This window comes from Arthrobacter sp. HMSC06H05 (assembly GCF_001807395.1).
GTDB classification, from domain to species: Bacteria; Actinomycetota; Actinomycetes; order Actinomycetales; family Micrococcaceae; genus Pseudoglutamicibacter; species Pseudoglutamicibacter albus.
This window is the reverse complement of record NZ_KV788973.1, coordinates 1-25,214: the sequence shown is the minus strand read 5'-3', so window position 1 is coordinate 25,214 and position 25,214 is coordinate 1. Positions and strand designations below refer to the sequence as shown.

Sequence of the window (25,214 nt, the reverse complement as noted above, 5' to 3'; positions counted from 1 at the left end):
TACGCGATCAACTTGACATGAGGCACTACGTATGCCTTGTGGGCAAAAAGTCTGAGGAAACGCTGGGGTGCAACTGTGAATAAAAACGACACGCACGCATGACGGCCGCAACATTGCGAACCGTCTCAACATTCAAACTTGATCCGTCAATAACTCGCGCGCATAACTTTCAGCACCATAGAATGACGCGTGTTCCGGAGGCAGCCGGGCGCGAACCACGCGCATACTCCGGGATCTGACGCTTGCTGAGGAGACGCATGCGCACGCACACTTTCACCACTCAAGCTGGTGCCCCGATCTCACGTATGTGGATCATGATTCTGTGTTGGACCACGGTAGCCCTGGAAGGTTTCGACCTCGTAGCGCTCGGCGCCACAACCCCGATCCTCACGAATCCAGCGGCACCGCACGCCGGCCTCACCACCGAGGCAATGACGGTCGTCGCAACCGTCTCACTCGTCGGCGTTGGCGTCGGCGCGGTCGTGATCGGCCCGCTCACATACCGGTGGGGCCGCCGCCGCACCCTTTTGGCGTGCGTGGCCCTCTTCAGCATCTTCACGGTCGCTCTACCGCTTATGCCCGCGTGGCAACTCATCGCGCTCTTCCGCTTGATTGCAGGTGTCGGGCTCGGCGCGTCGATGCCGGTAGCGCTGACCCTCATGCAAGAGACCATGGCCAGCGGCCGCCGCGCCCACGCCTCCACCGTGACTATGACCGGCTACCACGCCGGCGCCGTCGCCGCCTCCCTCGTCGCGCTCGCCGTCGGGAACGCATGGGAATGGGTCTTCTACATCGGCGGTGCCCTCGGCTTCGTCGTGATACCGCTGATCTACCGTTACTTGCCGGACAGCCTCGACGCGGAACCGGTCGAAACTGGCGCCGATGCCAAGCCGGCGGCCGACACGAAGCCGGGGATCGGTGCCCTGTTCACTCACGGCCGGGCACGCTCGACGCTCGCGTTGTGGATCGCGTCCTTCATGGGCTTGCTGCTCGTGTACGGCCTGAACCAGTGGCTGCCTAAGATCATGGTTTCGGCAGGCTACCCGGTTGCGGATTCGCTCGTGATGCTGTTCGTGACCAACGTCGGTGCGGTCGTGGGCTTGTTGGTCGGTGGCGCAACCGCGGACCGCTTCGGTGTCCGCGGAACCAACGCCGTCTGGTTCTTGCTGGCCGCCCTGTTCTTGCTTTCGCTCGTGATCCGTTTCAACAGCGGGCTTGTACTTAACGGATTCTTGCTCGTCACGGGCATCTTCGTGTTCTCGGCCCAGGTGATGCTCTACGGGTTCGTCGGCTACGTCTACCCGGCGCATCTGGTGTCCACCGGCATGGGGTTGACCGCCGGGATCGGCCGCTTCGGCGCGATCATCGGCCCAGCCATCACCGGCTGGATGATCTCAACAGGCAACGGCTACCCGGGAGTCTTCATCTTCTATGCCGGTGCCGCGGTTGTTGCGATGATTGCGGTGCTGCTCATTAGGAAACCCGAACAACCCCGGGCTGGCTTGAACTCACGTGAGACAATAACGCGAGAGGATCCAGCGCAACAATAGCTGCGCATCGAAAGCACAGCGACAAGGGGTACGTCACAGTGTTCGTCAAGATCTGTGGGATCACCACAGCCGAAGACTCACGTCACGCAGTGAGATCCGGTGCGGACGCGGTCGGGATCGTCCACTACGAACCCAGCCCCCGCCACGCAGACCACGAACAATCCCTGCGCGTAGCCGATGCCGCACGCGAAACATTCGCTGAGCACCAACGCCCGGCGCACATCGTGCTGGTTGTTTTCGACACCCCAGCGGTCGCGGCGGCGTGGGACGCGATCGAGATCGGCGCGAACGTGCTGCAACTCCACGGCAACTACAGTTCCAAGGATGTTGCGGCTGCTCGCGACGTTTTCGATAAAGCCCCCGAACTGGGTGCGGAATATGCGCCGCGGCAAGTGTGGTGGGCGACCTCCCTCAAACACCATCCCGAGGTGACCAGCGGGGACAGCGGCGAAGACGTCTTGCTGATCGATGCGGCCGTGCCCGGTTCGGGGAGCACATGGGACTTGGCGGCCCTTGAGAACGCGCGGCTGGTTGAACCGTGGCTTCTAGCGGGGGGACTCAACGCCCAGAACGTGGCCCAAGCCATCACTGATGCGCAGCCATGGGGCGTGGATGTGTCCTCCGGCGTGGAATCGGAACGCGGCATCAAGTCGATGAACAAGATCGCCGAGTTCATCCACAACGCCAAGACCGCCCACGCCCGCCTCAACGCAGGCTTCCACGCCGCCCACGCGCCCGAGCACGACGCCGATGACGCGGAGGGCCGCTCATGAGGCCCCGCCGCACCGCGCCTGAGGCCCCACCGAAATCCGCGGTGGTTGTCGACAAGGTCTCTAAGAGTTATGGGGTGGGGGACGCCCGTGCGAAGGCCCTCGACGACGTTTCTTTCGAGGTGAGCCCGGGCGAGCTCGTGATGATTACGGGGCCTTCGGGGTCCGGTAAGTCCTCGATCCTGTCCTTGATGGGCGGGCTGCAGCGCCCGGATTCTGGCCGCATCCACATCGCTGGCACTAACCTATTTGGCTTGACCCGCACGCAGGCGGCACGCTTGCGGCGCAGGGCGATCGGTTTCGTGTTCCAGGACCACAACCTCATCGACATTCTCACAGCGGCAGAGAACGTCGCGTTGCCGCTCGAATTGGATGGTGTGCGGCCGCGTGCCGCGCGGGTTGCCGCGCTGGAAACACTCGATGCGGTGGGGCTTAAAGACGCCGCAGACCGGTGGGTCATGGAGTTACCTGCCGGGTATCAGCAACGGGTCGCTATTGCGCGCGCGATCGTCGGTGAGAAGTACGTGGTCCTCGCGGATGAGCCGACCGGTGCGCTCGATCAGGCGGCCGGCCTTGAAACGATGAAGCTGTTGCGTTTGCAAGCGGACGCGGGCTCGGCGGTGATTGTGGTGACGCACGAGCCTGAGACCCTGCCGTGGGGTGACCGGGTCATCGAACTGAGCGACGGCAAGATCGTTTCTGACGCGACGGTCGCGGCACGTTCCGCTGAAGCGTTGCTGAAACTCGAAACGGGCGCTATCAACCTTGATGCTCCGCTGGGTGGGGCCGAGTGAAACACAGAGCGTCCGGCCCGTTGACGGAACCCAACCCGCGGCACAGTTTCCGTTACACGCCGTGGCGGTTGGCGATGCGCATCATCCGCACCAATCCGATGCGGCACGGGATCATCGCATTGATCGTCGCTGTTCCCGTGTTCCTTGTGGGCACCATCGGGACCCTGTTTTATTCCTCGGGTAAGCCTTCTCCGACTGAGTATGCCAACCGGTTGCTGACCGGTTTCGATGGGGTCCTCATCGACCCATCGGATCCCACGTTCAGCCTCGCGCAGTCCATGACGAGCAACAGCACCGCCGGCAACAGCGGCGCTGATTCGGCCGCGGGCGCATCGGGTCCCGCCGCAACGGATTCGGGCGTCACAGACTCCGGGGCAGCGGGCTCTGAGGAAGATCCGGCGTCCACATTCCCAGCACCTGCTAACCCGAACATCCGGTTGGATGTGCAGAAGCTCGCGGATATGGGCATCGACGTGGGGCAGGCCGATCACGAGGCCGGCCAGCACACGCTGTGCGGGAAGCCGCCGTGTGAGCTCGGTAGGGTCATCCCGCCGGGCGTGTCCGTGACGACCGTTGAGACGGTCACGGTGGATTTGCTGGGGTTGGGCCAGCATTCGACGGTCCAGACCGTGATCGCGGACTTCAACAACCCTAAACTCACCGGCGAGGACGCCCGTTTCACTCTGTTGAACGGCAAGGTAGCTGACTCGGGTGCGGATGAGGTCATGGTGACCCCGCAACTGGCGAGGCTTTTGGAGCAGGCGCGTGAGCGTGCCGAGGCGCGCGGTAAGAGCACCACGTCCGCAGGTCAGGTGGGGATCCTCGGTCCGGGCGGTACCGGCCAGGACGGGACGTATCAGACGTTCAAGATCACCGGCGAGGTTGTGGACAATACGGAGGGCTGGCCGCAGCTGTCTAATATTTTGCGGCTGGAACCGAATTCGGAGCCGATCCTGTTTGTTCAGGAAGGTAGCCCGATCGCGAAGCAGCTTTCCGGTAAGGGTACCCAGCGCCTGTATTTGAGCGGTGATGTGCCGGATACGTACGCGCAGTTCCTCGCTTTTGATCGCGCGGGTGTTCCGGCTTTGTTCCGCCCCGTCGTGGATGAGTACGGGCATGCGACGAACAAGAAAACCATCGACCTTCTCTACCCGTTCACGAGCATGTCGGACACGGACCGCGCTTTGCCGGTGGGGATCTTGGCGATTGTCGCCTTCGGTGAGGCGATCCTGTTGAGCGGTTTCGCGTTGACGATCTCCGCCCGCCGGCAGGGTGCGTTGCTTCGCAAGCTGTCCACGATGGGCGCTGAGCCTGCCGTGTTGCGTCGCGTGGTGCTTTTGGTGGGCCTCACGTGTGGCGCTGCGGGCTCGTTGCTGGGTGGCGCGCTGGGCGCGCTCGCGGGACGGATCTGGATCGGTTTGGCACAGGCCCGGCACGTTCCAACGTACGGGCTGCACATTCCGTGGGAGGCCATCTTCTTCGCGGCGGCGTTGGCTTTGTTGGCGGCGTGGGTGACCTCGTGGTGGGTTGGTGTGCGGGCTTCGCGCCGCGCACTTGATGTGGCTCCGGCCGTCGAGGTTGAGACGGTGCATCCGGTGCGTTCGATGTATCAGTGGGTCGGCTGGACGCTTGTGACCATCGGCCTGATCGGTTCGATCGCGTTGACGATTCACGGGATGTCGATCGAGACGGAAGAGCAGCTCAAGACCGCGCAGGCTCTGCTGGGTGGGGGCCAGGTACTGGCGTTGTTCTTCATGCTCGCTGGCGTCATGTTTTTGCTTCCGCTGGTGGCGAGCTCCTTCTCTAAGTGGGACCGATATTTGCCGTTCGCGCTGCGTTTCTCGGTGCGTGACATCAGCCGCCGCCGAGGGCGTTCGGTACCCGTTTTGGCTGTGGTTGTTTCGATCACGGTGGTGGGCGTGTACGGGATCATGTTGCTTGCGGTGACCAAGGCATCGCTGGTTGCGCCGTCGGCGGACGCTCTGGCTCCGGATGAACGTACCGGCTGGATCGCGGTGGATGACCGCACGACGTTGGAACGTAAGGCGCTCACTCAAGGCCAGATTGAGGACCGTGAGATCACGGTTGAGGAATTGGCCGCTAACGAGGGCATCTATGCTGGTGGCGCGGCCGGTGTCCACACCAAGATCGCTGAAATCATGCAGATCCCTGGCGCTCCGCAGGCTGAACGAGGCTGGGAGGTTTATCAGCCGATGCCTACCTGCGCCACGCAGTTCTCGAGCTCGTGTACTGAGCTGTACCCGATGTATCCGGTGGGTAGCTTATGCAGTTTGCCGGTCCCTACGAACACGACGTTGGAAGGCCGGGTGGATGCTTTGTCGAACGAGATAGCCAAGCTGACCCGGCAACAGAAGACTAAGTGTGGTGGTGCGGCCTCCGGGGTGATCCCTGAGATTGACCTGCAATATCCGACGCAGACGGTTGTGGTGGTGGACCCTGAACGCCCAGAGACGATGCCGAGTTCGCTGTGGGGCGAAGACGAGGACGCCGAGCGGGCGTTGAGGGAGGGGCAAGCGTTGGTCTTTGACCCTCAATACCTCGCCGCTGACGGTACCGTACGGTTGGGTGAGTTCAGCATGAACCCGGCCGATGAGGGCATCAGCATCGGTAAGGGCGCTGACCCCGACGTCGGCGTCAGTTCGCTCAATGTTCGGTGGCCGCTGTGGGCTCCGTTGACTGAGCGGCGCTTGCAGGCCGAGGTGTATCAGCCGACAAGCATGGGTGCACACCCGATTGTTGTGGTTCCGTCCACAGCGCTTGAGGGGACCAAGCAGCGGATGGGCTTAGGTGGCTTGCTGGTCAAGTTCAATGAGCCGATCACGGACTCACAGACGCAACTAGTCAACGAGGAACTGACGACCTCGAACCTGCAGATGGATACGAACGCGAACCTGGAGCCGGTCGCTGACCCGTTCACGTGGCCGGTCACAGGTGGTGCGGCACTCATGATCATCACGGTCGCATCCTTGGCGGCAGGGATCGGGATCACCGACGCCCGCCGTGAACAACTCTTGGTCATGGTCATGGGGGCCACGGGTTCACTACGCCGCAGGTTCTCCGCGATTCAAGCGTTCGTGCTCTCGACCCTGGGGGTGGTGCTCGGTATAGCGGTGGCGCTGCCTCCCTTGATCGGCTACGGCCTCGTTGACCTCTACACGTTCACGTGGATCCCGTGGACGCAACTGGTCGCCTTGTTGCTCGCGGTTCCCGTGGGGTCCACGCTGGTCGCGTGGGTCATGGTCCCACGGTTGCCGCTACAACACGTCTAAACGCCTGACGTTAGGGGCGTGGTGGGGCGGGTGCTAGCCGCTTGACGTTACGGGCGTGGCGGGCGCGGTGGCTGGCCACCCAGCGAGCCGGCGTCAGGAGCGCCAGCATCGGGAGAACCTGCGTTCGGTGTGGATAGGTCAGAGGCCTTCGGCGCGCCCTTGCCTGCGTCCCCTCGCGCATCTGGTCCCGCATCCTTGCGCGCGGTGTCCTTCACCGAGCCCTTAGCCGCATCGTTCCGCGCCGCATCGTTGTTGGTCGCGACGGTCTTCTGTTCGGCCTTCTTCCCTGCACCGTTCTTCTCAGCCTCAGCGTTGCGCACGGAACCGGCCTTGCCGTCAGCGTCCTTACGTTCCGCATCCTTCGTGTCAGCGGATGGCTTAGCGGAGGTGGAGAGTTCGGCGGCTTGGGTCATCGACGGAACACTGCCGTCGGCAGGCAAGAGGTTTCCGGAACGCAGGATCAGCGGGCCGAACAGTGTGAACATGACAACGCCGATCAGGCCGGCCCACGGAAGAATCGCGGGCAGCGCGAACCACAACAGAACAGGGATCAGGATCAGCAAGCCACCGAAGAGCCAGTGGATCCGCATACCGTACAAGGTCGCATCGGGGAGAGCAGCGGCGGCCCAGCCAACCATCGCGGCAGCGAAGAACGCTTCCGGGATTTTCGTGGCCATCGCCATCGCGGCCAAAACACACACCACGGGGATCGCGGCGTTAGCGAGCGCGAGCCCACGCAACGGGTTCTCGCTAGGAAGCCACGCAGGGCCACCCAAGAGCTTCAGCAGCGCCCACGTGATCGGCTGAGCCACCACGGCGCCAACCAGCAACGCGATCTGGCCAGTGATAGGGGAGCCCCACTGGAACAAGGCGGCGGCAACACCCCACCACGCAGCCAAAACGAGGAAAGAAATACCGCCTCCGCGCATCACGGCGCGGGCCTGCCGCTGCGCGGGTTCTAACGTGAAAGCACCCGTGTGAGTGGGTTTTGTGGGGAGAGCTTGTTCCTTGATCATGTCTCCAACCTACCGCGTGGGATGATGGAGACACCATGAGCACTTCCAAGAAACCCTCGCAGAAGCATCCGCAGTCCGCTCCATCCAAGCGTCAGCGTCCGCAGGTTCGACCAACTGCGGAGGGCTGGAAGCAGCCGATGGGCCCCGACGGCCGCCCGACACTCCAGTTCGCGCAACGGCCACGTGTCAAGCAGCCGCCGCAACATCTTGCCGACATGACGCTTGCCGAGCGGCAAGAGAAGATGAAGGAACTTGGCCTGCCGGCGTTCCGAGCCAAGCAGATTTCCACACACTACTTCCAGCACTACACGGATCAGACGGAAGAGATGACGGACCTTCCGAAGGATAAGCGTGAAGCAATCGGGGAGGCGTTCTTCCCGCCGTTATTGACCGAGGTCCGCAGGCTCGTGACGGATGACGGGGCGACCATCAAGTTCTTGTGGCGGCTCTTCGACGGCGCCCTCGTTGAGTCCGTGTTGATGCGGTACCCGAACCGCATCACGCTGTGCATCTCATCCCAGTGCGGGTGCGGCATGAACTGCCCTTTCTGTGCGACGGGCCAGAACGGGCTGACCCGCAACATGTCTACCGCCGAGATCATCGATCAGATCGTGAAAGCCAACCGCGTGATCGCTGAGGGTGGGCTCGGTAAGATCCGCGGCGACGACCAGCCGCCAGCCCGCGTGAACAACATCGTCTTCATGGGGATGGGGGAGCCGCTGGCTAACTATAAGCGCGTCATGAACGCGGTGCACCGCATGATCGCCGATGCGCCGGAAGGGCTCGGGATGTCCGCCCGCGGCATCACGATTTCCACCGTGGGTTTGGAGCCGGGCATCCGTAAGCTCGCCGCAGAGAACCTGCAGGTGCGTTTCGCGTTGTCCCTGCACGCCCCAGACGATGACTTGCGTGATGACCTGATCCCGGTGAACTCCCGCTGGAAGGTCGATGAGGTCCTGGACGCGGCCTACAACTATTTCGAGACCACGGGCCGCCGCGTTTCGATCGAATACGCGTTGATCAAAGACATGAACGATCACGGCTGGCGTGCCGACCTGCTCGCCAAGAAGCTCAACGAGCGCGGCCGCGGCTGGGCGCACGTGAACCCGATCCCGCTCAACCCCACCCCAGGCTCGATCTGGACATCCTCAACAAAGGAAGTCACCCGCGAATTCATCCAGCGCCTCGAGGCCGCCGGAATCCCGACCACGTTGCGCGACACCCGCGGCAAAGAGATCGACGGCGCATGCGGCCAGCTCGCCGCCGCTGAGTAACGCTGCGCTGAGTAGCGCTGTGCTCGGGTAGTTGCCTGGGCGCCACCGTGGGTCACCGTGCAGCGCCTGCGGAATAGCGGGCCCCGCGTCCCGGTTGTATAGCGGGAGACGATGTATCGATCACGTAAGGAGCCAACCCATGGCGACGTTCGAATTGACTGGCGAGAAGTTCCAGGAGACGGTTCAGGCTGAAGGCATCACGATCGTCGATTTCTGGGCTGAATGGTGCGGGCCGTGCAAGCAGTTCGCCCCGATCTTCGAGGCCACGTCTGAGAAGCACCCGGATGTTCGTTTCGCGAAGGTAGACACTGAGGCCGAACAAGGCCTGGCTGCAGCCGCTCAGATCACGTCGATCCCAACGCTCATGGTGTTCCGTGACGGGATCCTCGTATTCCGTCAGGCAGGCGCACTGCCAGCTGCAGCGCTGGAGGACATCCTGGGGCAGGTCAAGGAACTCGACATGGACGAGGTGCGGCGCAAGATCGCCGAAGAGGAAGCCCAAGCTGACTCCGCAGAGTAGATCTAGAGTAGATCTGCCTTGTAGCGGGTTGAGCGGCGCCGTGCGCGCGAGCGCCCCGCGATCCCCGGTTTAGAAACCTCGAGCTTAGAAACCCAGGCTTAAATGACGAAGGCCCCGGCCGATTCTTTCGGCTGGGGCCTTCTGCGTCATCACTCGCACCCTTGAGGTGTCTACGACACTACCCGCATATCCTGGTGAGATCCTTGAGCACTCCAGGGTAAACCTGTAAAAGTACCTGTGAGAATCCTGGGAGTCGATGCTTTCGGGGTCTGAAACCTAGTCAGGCGCCTGCCAGCACCAGCCCAGGCGCCCCGCAGCGTTGGGTTAGACGCGTTGCGATACCCAGTCGACCAGTTGGTCCGCTAGGCCGGTGTAGGTCTGTGGGGTCAGGTTCAGGAGGCGTTCTTCCGCATCGGCGCTCAGGCCGAGGCTCTTGACGAATTCGCGCATGCGTTCGCCGTCTACGCGGTGGCCGCGGGTGAGGTCTTTGAGGCGTTCGTATGGGTTGTCCATGCCTTCGACCCCCGCGATCGCTTCGGCGCGCATCACGGTCTGTACTGCTTCGCCGAGGACTTCCCAGTTCTCATCGAGGTCAGCGGCGATCACGTCCACTGCGGTGTCGAGGCGTTCGAGGCCCTTGGACACGTTGCTGATGGCAAGTAGCGAGTGGCCGATTGCGGTGCCGATGTTGCGTTGGCTCGAGGAGTCTGTCAGGTCGCGCTGCCAGCGGGACTGCACGAGTGTTGAGGCAAGCGTGTTGAGCAGCCCGTTGGAGATTTCGAGGTTGGCTTCTGCGTTCTCGAAGCGGATCGGGTTGATCTTGTGCGGCATCGTGGAGGAACCGGTTGCGCCTTCAACGGGGATCTGCTGGAAGAACCGGATGGAGATGTAGCTCCAGATGTCGGTGCAGAGGTTGTGCAGAATCTGGTTGAAGCGTGCGATGTCGGAGTACAGTTCCGCTTGCCAGTCGTGGTTTTCGATCTGGGTTGTGAGCGGGTTCCAGCTCAGCCCGAGGCCTTCGACGAAGCCGCGGGAGATGGACTGCCAGTCCACTGCTGGTGCGGCGGCGAGGTGTGCCGCGTAGGTTCCGGTGGCGCCGTTGATTTTGCCGAGGTATTCGGTGTTCTGGATGCGGCGCAGCTGGCGGGCGAGGCGGTAGGCGAAGACCGCGATCTCCTTGCCGAGGGTGGACGGGGTGGCTGGCTGGCCGTGGGTGCGTGAGAGCATCGGCGTTTCTCGGTCAGCTTCTGCCATCTCGGACAGCTGGTTCACCAGGTCCCACGCGGCTGGCAGCCAGACGTCTTGGATCGCGTCGCGGATGCCGAGCGCGTAGGAGAGGTTGTTGATGTCTTCTGAGGTGCATGCGAAGTGCACGAGCGCTTTGAGGTGTTCTAGGCCGAGGGCTTCCAGGCGGCGGCCGATGTAGTATTCGACGGCTTTGACGTCGTGTACGGTGACGGCTTCGATTTCTGCGAGTTCAGTAACGGAATCGGTGTTGAAGTCGGTCACGATGGCGCGCAGGCCGGACTTCTGTTCGTCCGTGAGTGGTTTGAGGCCGGGTAGGACGCTGTTTTCGCACAGGTAGATGAACCATTCGACTTCTACGTGGATGCGGTTGCGGTTCAGTGCGGCCTCGGACAAGTGGTCGATGAGGCCGGCGACTGCGGAACGGTAGCGGCCGTCGAGGGAGCCGAGGGCGAGTGCGGATTCGGACAAGGAAACACGAGAGGCAGACATGCCCCTATTGTCCCATGACTCGCCCTAGCGCGGGGTTTCGTTGCCCACAAGCGCCTCAAGCAGAGCATCTTATCCACAAGCCCTCCCGGGGGAGGGTGCAGGTTTCTACCGTTGAGGAAACGCTACGAAAACGGAAGGAGGCCGTGATGCATGCGTTGAACGATCTGCGTATCAGCGTTGAGTGTTATATCCACATGTTGTATGGCATGGAGTCTGATGTCACAGCGGCTCATGCGGCTGTGAATCGGTGTCAGATTCCGGATTGGAAAGGGAAAGCTAAGCACCGCTACGAATCGGCACGAGATGAGGCATCGCTCATCATGCACGGTGCTGGAGCGTCCTTGAAGGATGTGCAGGCTTGTGCAGCGGCAGCTTTAGCGGCCATCAACGAGCAGCGCATCAGGTTGGGAATCGGGCTAGACCTGACGGGGGTGCAGTGACGGTGGTTGTGGCGAGTGGTTTGACCGTGGGTAATGGCCCCGGTGGTAACGACGCAGGCGGCAACGGTGCCGGTAGGGACCACGGGATGCAGGTGTTTGGCGGTGGTCACTCGATAGAGGTTGTGAGCGGTTCACTCAAACTAGCTGCCGGCGAGATGCGAGCCTATCAACCAGATTGGGGGCGTTTGAGCAGGGCGTGCTCAGACGTGCCGGAGGGGAAAGGCCTGCAGGGGGACGAGTATCTTGAGATCTTTCGCGCGTTGCAACAGGTTAGAGAGGCGGCACGCAAGGCTTCTGAACAGATGATGCATTCCTCTGCTAGCGTCGACAAACTTGAACAGAGCCTGAGTCGCGCGGCAGAGAATTATGAGCAAGCTGAATCGCAGAACCTGTCCACGATCGGGTACGCGGATACGGACGCATCAGTGGGGGCTGTCATCAATATGATGCAGGCGATGCCGGAGTGGAGAGAGGAAATGGCGTTGCTAGCTTTCGCCATTTACTCACCCGGGTTGCTCGGCATGAAGCTGCGAAACGAAATGAATGCGGCTGAGATGAAAAAAGTCGGTGCTAGGACTGTCAGAACTCTGTTCTCCGTGTTGTTCGATTTCGCCCCGAACATTGTGGTGGCAGGAAAAGAAGAGGTATCAACTATGCGTACGGATGCTACGAAACTCACCACATGGATTGAACACCAACAACTGGCAGGGGAAGGCCACGGTTCCATTATGGTGAGTAAAGCTGTGACTTCGTCCGGGGAACACAGGTGGATTGTCACGATTCCAGGAACCAACATGTCCGGGGGCTCAACGTGGGGATTGCGACGTATGGCTCAAGCATTCGACAACAACACCGACGACGTGCGCAACGCAGTCGAAGCAGCCCTCAAAGAAGCTGGCGCGAAGCCGGGGGACGGCGTGTATCTGAATGGCCATTCGCAAGGTGGGACGCATTCCTTGAACCTGGCGCACGACCAAGAGTTCAAAGAACAGTACAAGCTCAAAGGAACGTTTACGGCGGGCGCCCCTCACGGGGATGACGATCCGCCAACGGGTGCGCCGCAATTGATGCTGATCGACCCTGATGATGCGATTCCAGCACTCGGGGCAACTGCCCCGCTCAAAGTTTCACCGAATCGCGTTGCCGTGTTCTCTAAGAGTAGGGATCGGGTCGCATCCAGCAAACCTGACTTGCTCGGTTCAGACCACGGCTCCCATAACTATCTCGACCATGCCCGGGTGGCCGATGGAGTCCAAGACACCGCACTCTCGGACATTAAGAAGCAGATGGAACTCGATGATCTGAAGATCACCGAAACCTACCGCTTCAAAACCTCCAACGGCTCAAAGGTTCGATTACCTCCTTTAATCCCGCCACCCACAGTCTTGCGGCCGCTCCGTATACGCTTCTGAACCGGGTGCAGGTCAGGCTCCCAGGCGGAGCGCGCGCATCGTCAAACCGATGAGTGCGGACACGATCGAGACGATGAGCGCACCCAGGATGCCGTCCCAGAAGAACGAGTCAATCGAGAACACGATCAGGCCCGTGAGGTTGGAAAGCCACGCCGTGAGCTCAAACAACAGCGCGTTGACCACGAGCGCGAAAAGACCCAACGTCAAGCAATAGAGCGGAATCGAAATAATCCGAATGAACTTCCCCAAAGCCGCGTTGACAACACCGAACAACGCTCCCGCGAAAAGATAGGAGGCCATCACAGAACCCGAATGATCCGAACCATTAACAGGGCCGATGTGGATACCGCTGACGATAGAAGCCGCCGCAGCAAGCGCAAGCGCGTTGACGATAGCACTAATCAAGAGACGCATAGATACAGCATCCCACGCTGCCCTCAACAGATCCTCAACCCCGAGTATGAATCGAGGCAAAATTCAAGCGAAACTCATAGACGAGCTGGCATCGCCACGAGAAGAAAGCGACGCATCATACGAAGCAGGCCGGATACGAACAGCAATGTGTCCAGCCTCACAAACTTAAGGTGCGCGAACGTCCGTAGAAGGAATACCCTAGCGATATGTCTGAAAACGCCGCAACCCCCGCACCGCGCCCCGTGATCGGCCGCCTACCCGCATATAAAGCGGGCAAACCGCCCGTGGTGATCCCGGGACTTCAGCCCTATAAGCTCTCCTCCAACGAGAACCCGGGCACCCCGGTCCCCTCCGTAGCCCACGCCATCAAGGCTTATGAGGACTACAACCGCTACCCGGACCCGCTCTCCACCAAGCTACGCAACCGGCTCGCAGAACACTTCGACATCCCAGCCGAGGACATCGTCACCGGAACCGGATCGCTTGGCGCTCTGACCCAAATCATCAACGCCTTCGCCGGAACCAACGAAGACGGCACAGGGGACGAAGTCATCTACCCGTGGCGATCCTTCGAGGCGTACCCGATCATCGTGGAAACCGCAGGCGCCACCTCGGTGCAGGTTCCCCTGACCGAAGACCACCGCATCGACCTCGATGCGATGGTGGAGGCCGTCACGGAAAACACATCCGTCATGATCCTCTGCACCCCCAACAACCCGACCGGCCCCGTGCTGCGCACCGCCGAAGTCGAAGACCTACTGAGCAAGGTCCCAACCAACGTCCTCGTCGTGATCGATGAGGCCTACCTCGAATACCTGCGCGACGATGAAGCCGTCAACGGGCTTGAGCTATACCGCAAGCACCCCAACGTGGTCGCGCTCCGCACCTTCTCCAAAGCGCACTCGCTTGCCAACCTGCGCGTCGGATACTCGGTATCCCAGCCGCACATCACCCAATACCTGCGCAAGGTCGCAGTACCTTTCGGTGTCTCCTCCGTGGCAGAAGCCGCCGCAGTCGCCTCGCTCGATGCGATTGACGAAGTGCTCGAACGCGTCGAAGAGACCGTGCAGGAACGCAATAAGGTCGTCGCTGCGCTGACGGAGCAAGGTTGGAAGATCCCAGAGACCCACGCGAACTTCGTTTGGCTCCCACTCGGTGAACGCGCCACACAGTTCGCAGAAGCCGCCGGGCAGAAGGCCCTCTCGGTTCGTGCCTTTGAAGGCGAAGGCGTACGCGTCTCGATCGGAGAACCCGAAGCAAATGCACGCTTTATCGAGCTGTGCGCGGAATTCATCGAAGGCAACGCAGGGTTGAAAGATGACAGCTCGGCAAGCAACTAACCCCTGAATATTCCAGTTTCGGAATAGCTAGGGTTGCAAAGTAAATAGCGCATCGGGCCGCAGAATCTCGCGATTTCTGCGGCCCGATGCGCTTTCTTTAACGTCCCGGAGGCATGTAGGCTCACAAAGAGTAGATAACCAGAAAACATCCATTCCAGAAGTGGAATATAAATGATCGTGGCGCGGACACAGCTTCTAGAAACACTCAGCTGATCCCGTTCACGTGAGGAGCGGCATGAAGGTCACCCCTGCGAACAGCGGGCCAGATTCTCGCCAGCTAATGCAACAGGTTCTGAACTTTGAACCCGTGCAGATGTTGGATGCAGAAGGCCGGCGGATCGCCAACCCTGATTGGGACCACTGGGTCACAGACCTCACGGTCGAGGACTATCAGGAGTTCTATCGCGACATGGTCATCGCCCGCCGCGTGGATCAGGAAGGCTCGATCCTGCAGCGCCAAGGCGAGCTTGTGTTGTGGGTCCCGTTGCAGGGACAAGAGGCTGCACAGATAGGGGCGATCAGCGCCGCACGCGCCAGCGACTTCGTTTTCCCGACGTACCGCGAACACGCCATGGCACTGGCACGCGATGTGAGCATCCGGGATCTCTTCCAGCTTTTCCGCGGCGAAGGCCACTCCGGCTGGGACCCACAAGCCCATCATTTCCAGGTCTATACCCTCGTGCTCGCCGCACAGACCCTGCACGCGACCGGTTACGCGATGGGTATTCAACGTGACCAGAGCGGCTGGGATCCGGCGAAGCTCGCTCAAGACGGTGAGGCCGTCATCGCGTGCTTCGGCGACGGCTCCTCATCTGAGGGTGACGTTCACGAATCCATGGTTTTCGCGGCAAGCAACCAGTCGCCCGTCGTGTTCTTTTGCCAAAACAACCGGTGGGCTATCTCGGTCCCGTTCGAAACCCAGTCCAGGGTGCCGCTCGCGCAACGTGCCGCAGGCTACGGCTTCCCGAGCATTCGCGTTGACGGTAACGATGTGCTTGCGGTGTATGCGGTGACTCACTGGGCGCTCGAGCACGCCCGTAGCGGCCACGGTCCGGTGCTGATCGAGGCTGAAACCTACCGGCTCGGCGCGCACACCACCGCTGATGACCCGACCAAATACCGCGGCCGGCCAGAGGAAGAGAGCTGGGCTCCGCGCGATCCGCTCGTGCGTGCGCGCACGTTCCTCAAAGAGTGCGGGGTCGAGGACTCCTTCTTCGACGAGGTCGAGCAGCAAGCAGCAGCCCGCGCGGCCGAAGTCCGCGAAGCCGTCATGAGCCTCGGTGGCGCCACACTGGATGAACAGTTCGACCACGTCTATGCGCACCCACACCCGCTCGTGGAGCAAGAGCGGGCCGAACATCGGGCGTTCATGGACTCTTTTGAAGACAGCGAGTTTGAAGCCGCCGAGCAACCTGACAGCAACAACCGAGCAGGCCATGGGAAGGGGGAGCGAGCGTGAGCACGCAACGCATGACTATCGCTGGCGCGATCAACGCAGGCCTGCGCCGCATCCTCGAAACTAATCCGCGCTCACTGTTGATTGGCGAGGACATCGGCAAACTCGGCGGCGTGTACCGCGTGACGGACGGGCTGCAGGAAGACTTCGGTGAAGACCGGGTTGTGGATTCCCCGCTCGCAGAATCAGGCATCATCGGAACCAGCATCGGTATGGCGATGCGCGGCTACCGACCGCTGGCTGAGATCCAATTCGATGGCTTCATTTTCCCGGCGTTCAACCAGATCACAACCCAGCTGTCCAAGATGTATGCCCGTACACGCGGCAAAGTCACGCTCCCGGTGGTGATCCGTGTTCCGTATGGTGGCGGGATCGGCTCGGTTGAGCACCACTCCGAATCCCCGGAAGCGCTCTTCGCTCACACTGCCGGCATCCGCATCATGACGCCCTCTTCGCCGCATGATGCGTACTGGATGATCCAGGAAGCGTGTGAGCTGGATGACCCGGTGATCTTCTTTGAGCCGAAGCGCCGGTATTGGTTGCGCGGCGAGGTCGACACCCAGAACCGTGAGGCCGCCCCGGACCAGGCGATGGTTGTGCGGGAAGGCACGGATGCGACCCTGCTCGCGTGGGGGCCTGTGGTCCCGACCGCGCTTGCCGCGGCGGCTGCGTTAGAGACGGAAGACCTCGATATCGAGGTGATCGACCTGCGTTCCCTGAACCCGATCGATTTCGACGCGATCGAGGCCTCAGTCGCGAAAACCGGCAGGCTCGTCATTGCTCATGAAGCACCAACCTTCCAAGGGCTTGGCGCGGAGATCGCGGCACGCATCGGGCACCGCTGTTTCTATGCGTTGGAGGCGCCGATCGAACGGGTGGGCGGCTATCACATGCCGTATCCGCCGTCGCGGGTAGAGGCGGACTACCTGCCGAATATCGACCGGATCGTTGATGCGTTGGACCGCACGTTCGAACACTAGGCGCTTTGGAAGGACTTTGGGATGACTACGTTTAATTTGCCTGACGTGGGCGAGGGCCTCACCGAGGCTGACATCGTCGAATGGAAGGTTGCGGTGGGCGATGAGGTCGCGCTGAACCAGCCTTTCGTTGAGATTGAAACCGCGAAATCGCTGGTTGAATTGCCATGCCCGTTCGAGGGGACGGTGACGCGCCTGCACGCCGATGTTGGTGAGGTGGTTGAGGTGGGGCAGCCGCTGATCGACATCGCCCGGCCAGGTGAAGAAACAACCGACGACGCGGGCGACGGCTCGGTATCTGCCGCCGGTTCCGGTGCCGGTAAGGACGGCGCGGTTGGTGAGGCGGCGGCCGGTCCGGGCCCGTTGGTGGGTTCAGGTCCGGTTGCGGATAAAGCGACGTTGCGGTCGCGTCGCAGGCGCGCCCCGCAGCATGCGGGCGAGCGGCGCGCGGGTGAGCGTGGTGTGGAGTATGGTGGTCCGGCTGCGCGTGCGCAACGTTCGCTCCCTGGTTCGGTGGGTGTTCCGGCGCTTGCGAAGCCTCCGGTGCGTAAGTTGGCGCGTGATTTGGGCGTGGATTTGCGTGATGTTCCGGCGACCGGCCCGCGAGGTGAGGTGACACGCGAAGACCTGGCGTCTTTCGCGGATAAGCGTCTGGGCACCTACCGGAGCTCGGCCCCGGCTGCCTCGAGTGAGGTTCCGCGGGGAGCTGTTGCCGCATCGTTCGGTGCTGGCATGCACAACGGAGTGTCTGCGGAGCCTCCGGCGGGCGAGGTCACGGTGGTTCCGGTGCGTGGGGTGCGTAAGGCAACGGCGGAGGCGATGGTCCGTTCTGCGTTTTCGGCACCGCATGTGTCGCTATTCGTGGATGTGGATGCGACCCGCACCATGGAGTTTGTGCGCAGGCTGAAGGCTTCCCGCGATTTCGAGGGCGTCAAGGTCACCCCGCTTCTGGTGGTCGCGAAGGCCGTGATGTGGGCGGCGCAACGCAACCCGGAGATCAATTCGACGTGGGTTGAGACGGAGAGCGGCGCTGAGATTCACCAGAAGGGCTACATCAACCTCGGTATTGCAGCATCGACGGACCGCGGTTTGATTGTCCCGAACATCAAGAACGCTGACGAGCTCAGCCTTAAGGAGCTTGCGATCGCGTTGAATGACCTGGCGTTGAACGCCCGCGACGGCAAGACCCAGCCGGCGGATATGCGGGACGGCACGATCTCGATCACGAACGTCGGAACGCTCGGGATCGATACGGGTACGCCGATCATCAACCCACCAGAGGCTGGGATTGTTGCGTTCGGTACGGTGCGGGAACGCCCGTGGGTGGTCGATGGCGCGGTGGTTCCGCGGTACGTCACCACGGTGGGTGGCTCGTTTGATCACCGGATTGTTGACGGGGACAAGTGCGCGGTGTTCTTGGCGGACATCGCCGCGATCCTCGAGGAACCCGCGCTACTGCTGGACTGACCGGCGCGGGCGGTCGCGCCACCCCGCCTAGCTCGCATCGCCAGCCTCACACGGCCGCGCCCTCCCGCTTCACACAGTCGTCGACCGATGTGTATCTAGCGTTGTTTTGTCATCATGGCGGTTGGGTGTTCCGGCCGCCGGTTTGTCCTTATAGGGTTGAGGTATGCCCATCCGTAATATTCGTGCTGCTGCTCTTCCTGCCAAACTTTCGAGGTCTTGGCTGCTCGTTAATGCTTTGAAGCCTGAGATTTTTGGCAAGGCGTTGGCGTCTGAGACTGATTCGGTGATTTTCGATATGGAGGCGCCGATCCCTGAGGATCAGAAGGAGGAGGCGCGGCAGAACGTTGTTGAGGCGTTGCATGCGGGGATGAGTGGTTGGGTTCGTGTGAACCCGATTCGGTCTGATTTTTGGGCTGATGATTTGAAGGCGTTGCAGGGTGCCCCTGGTTTGCGTGGGGTGATGCTTGCGGAGACTGAGAAGCCTGAGCAGGTGGCGTTGACTGCGATGCGGTTGGCGGCCGGTACTCCGGTGTTGGCTTTGATTGAGTCGGCGTTGGGTATTGAGAATGCCACTGAGATCGCGTCTGCGCCGGGTACGTTCCGGTTGGCTTTTGGTGTGAATGATTTCCGTAAGGATACGGGTGCTGGTGGGGATCCATTGGCGTTGTCGTATGCGCGGGGGAAGCTGGTGGTGGCTTCGCGTGTGGGGCGGTTGCCTGGCCCGATTGATGGCCCTTCGGTTCCGGCTGCGGATGATGCTGAGGTCACTGAGGATTGCGCGGTGACGTCGAAGATGGGTATGACGGGCAAGCTGGTTTTGAATGTTGATCAGGTTGAGCGTGTGAATGCTGGTCTTTCGCCGAGCGAGGATGAGTTGAAGTGGGCTCATGAGTTGTTGGATCAGCATGCGGAGGGTGCGCCGATGACTGATGGTTCGTATTTGCCTCGTTTGAAGCGTGCGCAGAAGATTGCGCAGCTCGCTGATTCGTATGGGTTGTGGAACGCCTGATGTCTACGACGTATACGTATGTTGCTTGCCGGGATGAGGGCAGCATTGAGGCTTATGTTTTGGATGATGCTGAGGGCCGGCTGAACCGTTTCGCGGTGGTTGAGGGCCTTGAGGATGTCGCGATGTTGGCGATGGATCATCGCCGCGGGATCTTGTATGCCGGGCAAGGTGGGGCCTCGCATGAGCATCCGTTGTTGTGGGTTTTTACGGTGGTTGCTGGTGGCCGGTTGGTGTTGCGGGGGACTGCGCATTTGCCGTGTTCGGCGGCGTATTTGGAGTTTGATCCGACGTCTGGGGATGAGCATCCGGCGGTTGCTGGTTCTGTGGGCCGGGATGGTTTGTTGGGGGCGAGCTATTTCGGGGATGCGGTGTTCCGTGTCATGTTGGATTCGCAGGGTTTGCCTCAGGAGGGTCAGCCGGCGTGGATTGATGATGCGTCGGGCCGTGGAATGCGTTGTGTGGTTCCGTCTCCGGATGGCCGGCACGTGTATGCGACGAGTTTGGTTGATGACCGGGTTGTGATTTATCGGCGGGGTGTGACTGGTGAACCGCCGTTGGTGCGTTCCGGGACGGTGAAAGCCCCTGCGGGTTCTGGTCCGCGGCATGTGATGGTTCACCCGGAGGGTACGCATGTTGCGTTGTTGACTGAGCTCAGTGGTGAGATTTTGACGTTCCACCGGGATGCGGAGACGGGTGAGTTGGCTGAGTTCGCGAGGGTCCGGGTGGATGAGCCTGAGGATGAGCTCGCGCCGGGTTACGTCCGTGGTGAGGGCTGCGGTCCTTTACACATCGACGGCGATGAGCACAGCGAGGCTGATGACCAGGGTGCCGGCCTGCCGGAGCGTCCGATGTGGGCGGCCGGTCTGATGCATGCCCGCGACGCTAACTATATTTTGGCTACGGAGCGCACCACGAGTGCGTTGACGGTGTTCGATACGGGTTCGCAGCCGCGCCGTAGGGCGCGCACGCGCACGGAGGAGCGGCCGCGTGCTGCTGCGGTGGCGCCGGGCTGTGAGCTGGTTTTGGTGGCTGGTGAATTGTCGGGCCATATCAGCGTGTATCGGATCACGGAACACGGGATTTTGAACCCTACGCAGCGGGTCGTGACGGGGGCTCGCCCTGCGGCGTTCGAGTTCTATAGGAAGTGACTACCGAGCGGTAGATATTACTTCAAGTTGGGTGGTGCTTGTTGCATCCTTGATACCCTCGATAGGGTCAAACACTCCGGGTTGGTGTGTTGCGACCTTTGCGTTTCCGCCAACCTTTAAGGGTGTATCCCTTATCTGAGGTGGAAGATACGTGAAAGAATTCATCATTGACCGTTGGGGGCAGATCCTCTTCGCGGCGTATCAACACATGTCGCTGGTGGTGCAGTGTCTGATACTTGCGACCGTCATCGCTGTCTTGCTGGCGGTTTTGACAGCACGCATTCCATGGCTGGCTAACTTCGCGATGGGTCTGAGCTCGGTCGGACTGACCATCCCGTCTTTCGCGCTGATTGCGTTGATGATTGGTCCGTTCGGTTTCGGCCCTACGCCGGCGATTGTGGTTGTTACGTTTTTTGCTGTTTTGCCGATTCTGCGTAACGCGATTGTGGGGTTGGCGGAGATCCCTGCGGAGACGCGCGAGGCAGCCCGTGGGATTGGTATGAGCCGGATCCGTTCCCTGGCGACGGTTGAGTTGCCGCTCGCGTGGCCGGTGATCATGTCTGGTATCCGTGTTTCCGGCCAGATGGTCATGGGTGTGGCCGCGGTGGCTGCTTATGTTTTGGGTCCTGGTTTCGGGACGTTTATTTTCGATGGTTTGGCTCGCCTTGGCGGGGCTAATGCGTTGAACTCGGTGGTCGTTGCTGTGGTGGGCGTGATCATCTTGGCTCTCATTCTTGACTTGATTCTTTTGGGCGTCTCTCGCCTCACTATCCGGAAGGGTATCCGTGTCTGATAATTCTGTTGCAACCCAGTCGGCTGACTCTCTCGAGCCGAGTTCTGAGGGGACTGAGGCGTCTCGTCATGGTGCCCGGATCTATTTGGAGGATGTGACCAAGCGGTATCCGGGGACCTCGACCCCGGCGGTCGGTGGTTTGACGATGGAGATCCCCGCCGGCTCGATTGTTGCGTTGGTGGGCCCTTCGGGTTGCGGTAAGACCACGACGTTGAAGATGATGAACCGGCTGATCGAGCCGTCTGAGGGCAAGATCTTCATCAACCAAGAGGACATCACCGGGATGAACGGTGATAAGTTGCGCCGCAAGATCGGTTATGTGATCCAGGCTGGCGGCTTGTTTCCACACATGACGGTTGAGAAGAACATCGCTTTGGTTCCGAAGATGCTCGGCTGGGATAAGAAGCGCATCAGCGAACGTGTTGATGAGTTGCTTGAGCTGGTTTCTTTGGATCCGAAGGTGTATCGGAAGCGTTATCCTAAGGAGCTTTCGGGTGGTCAGCAGCAGCGTGTGGGTGTGGCTCGCGCGCTGGCGGCTGATCCGCCGGTGCTGCTGATGGATGAGCCGTTCGGTGCGGTGGATCCGATTACGCGCCAGCGGTTGCAGGATGAGCTGCTTTCGATCCATGAGGAGCTGGGCAAGACTATCGTGATCGTGACCCACGATTTCGAGGAAGCGATGAAGTTGGGTGACTGGATCGCTGTGTTCGATGTGGGCGCCCAGTTGGTTCGGTATGACTCGCCTGAGGCGATCTTGGCTCGGCCTGCCAACGAGTTCGTTGAAGGTTTCATCGGGGCTGGCGCGGGTATCAAGCAGTTGTCGCTTTCGCGTGTGCGTGAAGTGGATTTGTTTGAACCGACGGTGGCTCGCCCTGGCGAGAAGGCTTCGGATGTTTTGTCGCGCGTCCAGGCGGCAGGGCATCGGAGGGCGGTCGTGGTTGATTCGCGTGAGCGTCCAATCCAGTGGCCTACCCGTCGTGACTTGTCTCGTATGGAGGTCATCTCGGATCAGGTGGTCGATGACCTTCCGGTGATCGGCATGGACGCCACGCTCAATGACGCGTTGGATGCGATGCTTGTAGCAACCACGGGTCATGCGATTGTTGCGGGCCGCCGTGGCGCACTCCGGGGTGTTGTGGACATCGAGTCCGTGACGGCGTGGATTGGTCAGGCACGCAAGCTGGCCGATGATCGCAACGCGCCAGTGGGTATGAACTCGGGCGCGATCCCGGCGGTCGCGACGCAGTCGGATGCCAACCGTGAAGGCGACACCCCGATGCCGGAAGCCGATGCCCCAGCCGTAGCCCAAGCGTCGGCCGAAACCCAGACCCCGGAAGGGACTGAGGCGCAAGCGAAGCCCGATGCGGGTGGCGCTGGTGAGGAAGGTCGCCTGTGACGAGCCAAACTACTGCGAAGAAACCGAAAGTCACCTCGCACAACTGGCTGGGTTTAGGCATCCAGTTGCTGGTGTTGTTGGGTCTGATCGGGGCGGTCTTCATCTATCTGGCGGCAGCTGAGTTGAGCCCCACCGCCGCATCGACATTGTCTCCGAAGAGCCTGGCTGAACTGACTGTTCAGCACATCGAGCTCACGGTGGTTTCCACGCTGATCGTTTTGGTGATCGCGATCCCGCTGGGCGTACTGCTGACCCGCAAGCCGCTGCGTTTCCTGACCGGCCCCGTGATCGCGGTGGCGAACATCGGCCAGGCCGCGCCTGCCATCGGGCTTGTGGTGTTGCTGGCTATGTGGATGGACTTCGGGTTCTGGTCCGCGGTGGTAGCACTCGTGGTGTACGCGGTGCTTCCGGTGCTGCGGAACACGATGGTGGGCCTGGATGGCGTGGATCGGCGCCTCATTGAGGCAGGCCGCGGCATGGGCATGTCCTCTCTTTCGGTCCTGTTCCGTGTTGAGCTGCCGCTCGCGGTCCCGGTGATGCTCGCCGGTATCCGTACCGCGTTGGTTCTGCTGGTTGGTACAGCAACGCTGGCGACCTTCGTCGACGGCGGCGGTTTGGGGCTGCTCATCACCACGGGCGTGAACCTGTCACAGACCACCGTTGTTGTGGTGGGTGCAGTCCTGGTTGCGCTGCTGGCGTTGGTAATCGACTGGGTCGGGCGCGTGGTCGAGCACGTCGCCCGCCCTAAAGGCTTGTGAGGTGGCTTTCGTGAAAAAGAAACTGAATGGTCTCCGCCGCTCGCGCATCATGGCGATGACCGCGCTCGCCGCGGTGGGGCTCGCGTTGAGCTCGTGCGGGCTGCAGTCATCGGCGGCTTTCGTGAAGGATCCGGGCCCTGGAAGCCTTGAACAGGTCGATGGCGCGGAGGGTCAGGAGATCGTGGTGACCTCCAAGAACTTCACGGAGCAGCAGATTGTGGGCAAGATCGCGGTGCTGACAGCGAAGGCCTCGGGCTTTGACGTCAAGGACCTTACGAACGTTCCGGGTTCTGTGCCAGCGCGTAAGCTCATGGAGCAGCACAAGGCGGACGTCATGTTCGATTACACGGGAACCGTGTGGCTGTCCTATCTGGGTGGCGAGGAAGGTATTCCGGACCCTCAGAAGCAGTGGCAGGCGGTGGCCGAGGCGGACCGCGAGAACGGCATCACGTGGGGCAAGCCCGGCGAGCTGAACAACACGTACGCGATCGCCTACAGCGCGGATGCGGCCAAGAAGCTCGGGGATGCGAAGACACTTTCCGATGTCGGCAAGCTCCCGGCCGAGGACCGCACGTTCTGTGTTGAGGCGGAGTTCAATTCCCGTGCCGATGGTTTCAAACCGTTGCTTGCCCACTACCAGATGGATCTGGGTAAAGCGGACGGCGTTCCGGCTTCCAACGTGTCCGTGATGGATACGGGCGCCATCTATGAGGCGACCGCCCGTGGGACGTGCAACTTCGGTGAGGTCTTCGCAACGGATGGCCGCATCAAGTCGCTGAACCTGACGGTCCTGGAGGACGATAAGAAGTATTTCCCGTCCTATGAGATCGCTCCGTTGTATAACGCCGAGTTCATCAAGAAGTATCCACAGCTTGAGAAGAACTACGAGAAGATCACAGAGAAAATGAACAACGAAACCTTCCAGGAGCTCAACCTCAAGGTCGACGTCGATGGCCAAGACCCATCGGATGTGGCCTATGAATGGATGGTCGAAGAAGGGTTCATTAGCGAGAAATAGTCTCGTCTCGTACGCAGAAAGGGCTGGCACCGGGTGGGGGGTGCCAGCCCGTTTTCGTGTATTGTCTCGCCATTGTTACGGCGAAGTGCCGAGGCTCTTAGTGCTGATTTTCCGGGAAAGTTTTGTGTTCCGGGTGCAGTTCGGTGTGGGGAGCACTGACCAGGTGGAGTAGCTCGTGGATGCGTGGGTCGGTGAGTGACCAGCGGCGGTGGCGGCCATCCCGGCGAGGGAGGACGAGGCCTGAGTCTTCGAGTCGTCGCAAGGCTTGTGTCGTTGCGTTCGGCGTGATCCCGGCGGCCTCGGCGAGTTCGGTGACGTTCGCTGAGACAGTCGCGGCTCCGCTGAGTTTTGGCCGGGGCCGGATTCGGCCGCGCGCTAAAGTCCTCAATGAGCGAGCCCTCATCTTATAGGAGCGTGTGGGACTAGAGCGCGAACTTCTGGGCCGGAAGCCACATGAGGTTTCCGATGGTCAGCTTCAATGCGCGCTTGTGGTTCGTGGGCTGGTCCGGCCTGTGCGGTATTTATTCGCGGATGAGCCGACCTCTGCATTGGATTCTCGCACTGCCTCTCGAGTGTGGGACGTGATCGGGGACGTAGTGGCCGAGGATCAAGCGGCGGCCGCGATCGTTTCGCAT

22 protein-coding genes and 1 pseudogene are annotated in these 25,214 nt (G+C 61.1%); 19 read left to right on the top strand and 4 right to left on the bottom strand.

Going from position 1 to position 25,214, the window contains the following annotated elements:
* The first annotated feature begins 257 nt into the window (after nt 1-257).
* The 4 genes from HMPREF3160_RS01740 to HMPREF3160_RS01725 are packed head-to-tail and all read left to right on the top strand — an operon-like array spanning nt 258 to nt 6,404.
* Nucleotides 258-1,550: an MFS transporter gene (locus HMPREF3160_RS01740; protein ID WP_176744677.1), complete on the top strand. Its 1,293-nt coding sequence runs from the start codon at nt 258-260 to the stop codon at nt 1,548-1,550.
* A gap of 38 nt (nt 1,551-1,588) precedes the next feature.
* Entirely contained in the window at nt 1,589-2,323 is a 735-nt protein-coding gene (locus HMPREF3160_RS01735) for a phosphoribosylanthranilate isomerase (protein WP_070506675.1), read from the top strand.
* Nucleotides 2,320-3,114 carry an ABC transporter ATP-binding protein gene (locus HMPREF3160_RS01730; protein WP_070506672.1) on the top strand — a complete coding sequence of 265 codons (795 nt, stop codon included), beginning with the start codon at nt 2,320-2,322 and terminating at the stop codon, nt 3,112-3,114. Before HMPREF3160_RS01735 ends, HMPREF3160_RS01730 begins: the two co-directional genes overlap by 4 nt.
* Nucleotides 3,111-6,404 carry an ABC transporter permease family protein gene (locus tag HMPREF3160_RS01725; protein ID WP_141739782.1) on the top strand — a complete coding sequence of 1,098 codons (3,294 nt, stop codon included), beginning with the start codon at nt 3,111-3,113 and terminating at the stop codon, nt 6,402-6,404. The genes HMPREF3160_RS01730 and HMPREF3160_RS01725 overlap by 4 nt, the downstream gene beginning before the upstream one ends.
* Nucleotides 6,405-6,451: 47 nt before the next feature.
* Here the strand turns inward: HMPREF3160_RS01725 and HMPREF3160_RS01720 are convergent, their stop codons facing one another.
* Nucleotides 6,452-7,420: a DUF7010 family protein gene (locus tag HMPREF3160_RS01720; protein WP_070506667.1), complete on the bottom strand. Its 969-nt coding sequence runs from the start codon at nt 7,418-7,420 to the stop codon at nt 6,452-6,454.
* Between the two features lie 35 nt (nt 7,421-7,455).
* On the opposite strand from HMPREF3160_RS01720, the gene rlmN reads away from it, so the two are divergent.
* Both rlmN and trxA read left to right on the top strand, forming a co-directional pair.
* Nucleotides 7,456-8,694 carry a dual-specificity RNA methyltransferase RlmN gene (gene rlmN / locus HMPREF3160_RS01715; RefSeq protein ID WP_070506665.1) on the top strand — a complete coding sequence of 413 codons (1,239 nt, stop codon included), beginning with the start codon at nt 7,456-7,458 and terminating at the stop codon, nt 8,692-8,694.
* A gap of 139 nt (nt 8,695-8,833) precedes the next feature.
* Nucleotides 8,834-9,214 (top strand): thioredoxin, encoded by a 381-nt coding sequence (trxA, locus tag HMPREF3160_RS01710; RefSeq protein WP_070491612.1) that lies wholly within the window; start codon nt 8,834-8,836, stop codon nt 9,212-9,214.
* Between the two features lie 324 nt (nt 9,215-9,538).
* On the opposite strand, the gene purB is transcribed toward trxA, so the two are convergent.
* Complete coding sequence (purB, locus tag HMPREF3160_RS01705) at nt 9,539-10,951, bottom strand: adenylosuccinate lyase (RefSeq protein WP_070506662.1); 1,413 nt, start codon at nt 10,949-10,951, stop codon at nt 9,539-9,541.
* Nucleotides 10,952-11,097: 146 nt separating this feature from the next.
* Here purB and HMPREF3160_RS01700 point away from each other — a divergent pair, with 146 nt between their 5' ends.
* Nucleotides 11,098-11,391 carry a hypothetical protein gene (locus HMPREF3160_RS01700; protein WP_035756384.1) on the top strand — a complete coding sequence of 98 codons (294 nt, stop codon included), beginning with the start codon at nt 11,098-11,100 and terminating at the stop codon, nt 11,389-11,391.
* A complete protein-coding gene (locus tag HMPREF3160_RS01695) occupies nt 11,388-12,803 on the top strand; it encodes a hypothetical protein (RefSeq protein WP_070506660.1) in 1,416 nt (471 codons plus the stop codon). The genes HMPREF3160_RS01700 and HMPREF3160_RS01695 overlap by 4 nt, the downstream gene beginning before the upstream one ends.
* A gap of 12 nt (nt 12,804-12,815) precedes the next feature.
* Here HMPREF3160_RS01695 and HMPREF3160_RS01690 read toward each other — a convergent pair whose 3' ends face one another.
* On the bottom strand, nt 12,816-13,217 hold the full coding sequence (locus HMPREF3160_RS01690) for a phage holin family protein (RefSeq protein WP_035756387.1): 402 nt from the start codon (nt 13,215-13,217) through the stop codon (nt 12,816-12,818).
* A 206-nt stretch (nt 13,218-13,423) separates the two neighbouring features.
* Between HMPREF3160_RS01690 and HMPREF3160_RS01685 the strand changes: the two genes are divergently transcribed.
* The 10 genes from HMPREF3160_RS01685 to HMPREF3160_RS01640 all read left to right on the top strand — a co-directional run bounded on the left by HMPREF3160_RS01685 (nt 13,424) and on the right by HMPREF3160_RS01640 (nt 24,579).
* Complete coding sequence (locus HMPREF3160_RS01685; protein WP_070506657.1) at nt 13,424-14,557, top strand: histidinol-phosphate transaminase; 1,134 nt, start codon at nt 13,424-13,426, stop codon at nt 14,555-14,557.
* Between the two features lie 235 nt (nt 14,558-14,792).
* A complete protein-coding gene (locus tag HMPREF3160_RS01680; protein ID WP_256173791.1) occupies nt 14,793-16,016 on the top strand; it encodes a thiamine pyrophosphate-dependent enzyme in 1,224 nt (407 codons plus the stop codon).
* Between the two features lie 11 nt (nt 16,017-16,027).
* A complete protein-coding gene (locus tag HMPREF3160_RS01675) occupies nt 16,028-16,993 on the top strand; it encodes an alpha-ketoacid dehydrogenase subunit beta (RefSeq protein ID WP_083285271.1) in 966 nt (321 codons plus the stop codon).
* Between the two features lie 21 nt (nt 16,994-17,014).
* Entirely contained in the window at nt 17,015-18,457 is a 1,443-nt protein-coding gene (locus tag HMPREF3160_RS01670) for a dihydrolipoamide acetyltransferase family protein (protein WP_035756390.1), read from the top strand.
* A gap of 163 nt (nt 18,458-18,620) precedes the next feature.
* The gene (locus HMPREF3160_RS01665) at nt 18,621-19,466 is read left to right on the top strand and encodes an HpcH/HpaI aldolase/citrate lyase family protein (protein WP_070506654.1); all 846 of its coding nucleotides are present in this window, start codon (nt 18,621-18,623) and stop codon (nt 19,464-19,466) included.
* Nucleotides 19,466-20,614 (top strand): lactonase family protein, encoded by a 1,149-nt coding sequence (locus tag HMPREF3160_RS01660; protein WP_070506651.1) that lies wholly within the window; start codon nt 19,466-19,468, stop codon nt 20,612-20,614. The genes HMPREF3160_RS01665 and HMPREF3160_RS01660 overlap by 1 nt, the downstream gene beginning before the upstream one ends.
* Nucleotides 20,615-20,765: 151 nt before the next feature.
* Entirely contained in the window at nt 20,766-21,407 is a 642-nt protein-coding gene (locus HMPREF3160_RS01655; RefSeq protein WP_035756395.1) for an ABC transporter permease, read from the top strand.
* Nucleotides 21,400-22,803, top strand: coding sequence for an ABC transporter ATP-binding protein (locus HMPREF3160_RS01650; RefSeq protein WP_070506649.1), 1,404 nt, complete (start codon nt 21,400-21,402; stop codon nt 22,801-22,803). The genes HMPREF3160_RS01655 and HMPREF3160_RS01650 overlap by 8 nt, the downstream gene beginning before the upstream one ends.
* The gene (locus HMPREF3160_RS01645; protein ID WP_070506646.1) at nt 22,800-23,561 is read left to right on the top strand and encodes an ABC transporter permease; all 762 of its coding nucleotides are present in this window, start codon (nt 22,800-22,802) and stop codon (nt 23,559-23,561) included. Before HMPREF3160_RS01650 ends, HMPREF3160_RS01645 begins: the two co-directional genes overlap by 4 nt.
* A gap of 10 nt (nt 23,562-23,571) precedes the next feature.
* On the top strand, nt 23,572-24,579 hold the full coding sequence (locus HMPREF3160_RS01640; protein ID WP_232219291.1) for a glycine betaine ABC transporter substrate-binding protein: 1,008 nt from the start codon (nt 23,572-23,574) through the stop codon (nt 24,577-24,579).
* Between the two features lie 97 nt (nt 24,580-24,676).
* Here HMPREF3160_RS01640 and HMPREF3160_RS09785 read toward each other — a convergent pair whose 3' ends face one another.
* Entirely contained in the window at nt 24,677-24,967 is a 291-nt protein-coding gene (locus HMPREF3160_RS09785; RefSeq protein WP_176744676.1) for an ArsR/SmtB family transcription factor, read from the bottom strand.
* Between the two features lie 28 nt (nt 24,968-24,995).
* On the opposite strand from HMPREF3160_RS09785, the pseudogene HMPREF3160_RS01635 reads away from it, so the two are divergent.
* Nucleotides 24,996-25,214 (top strand): annotated as a pseudogene (locus HMPREF3160_RS01635) (ABC transporter ATP-binding protein); the annotation flags it as partial.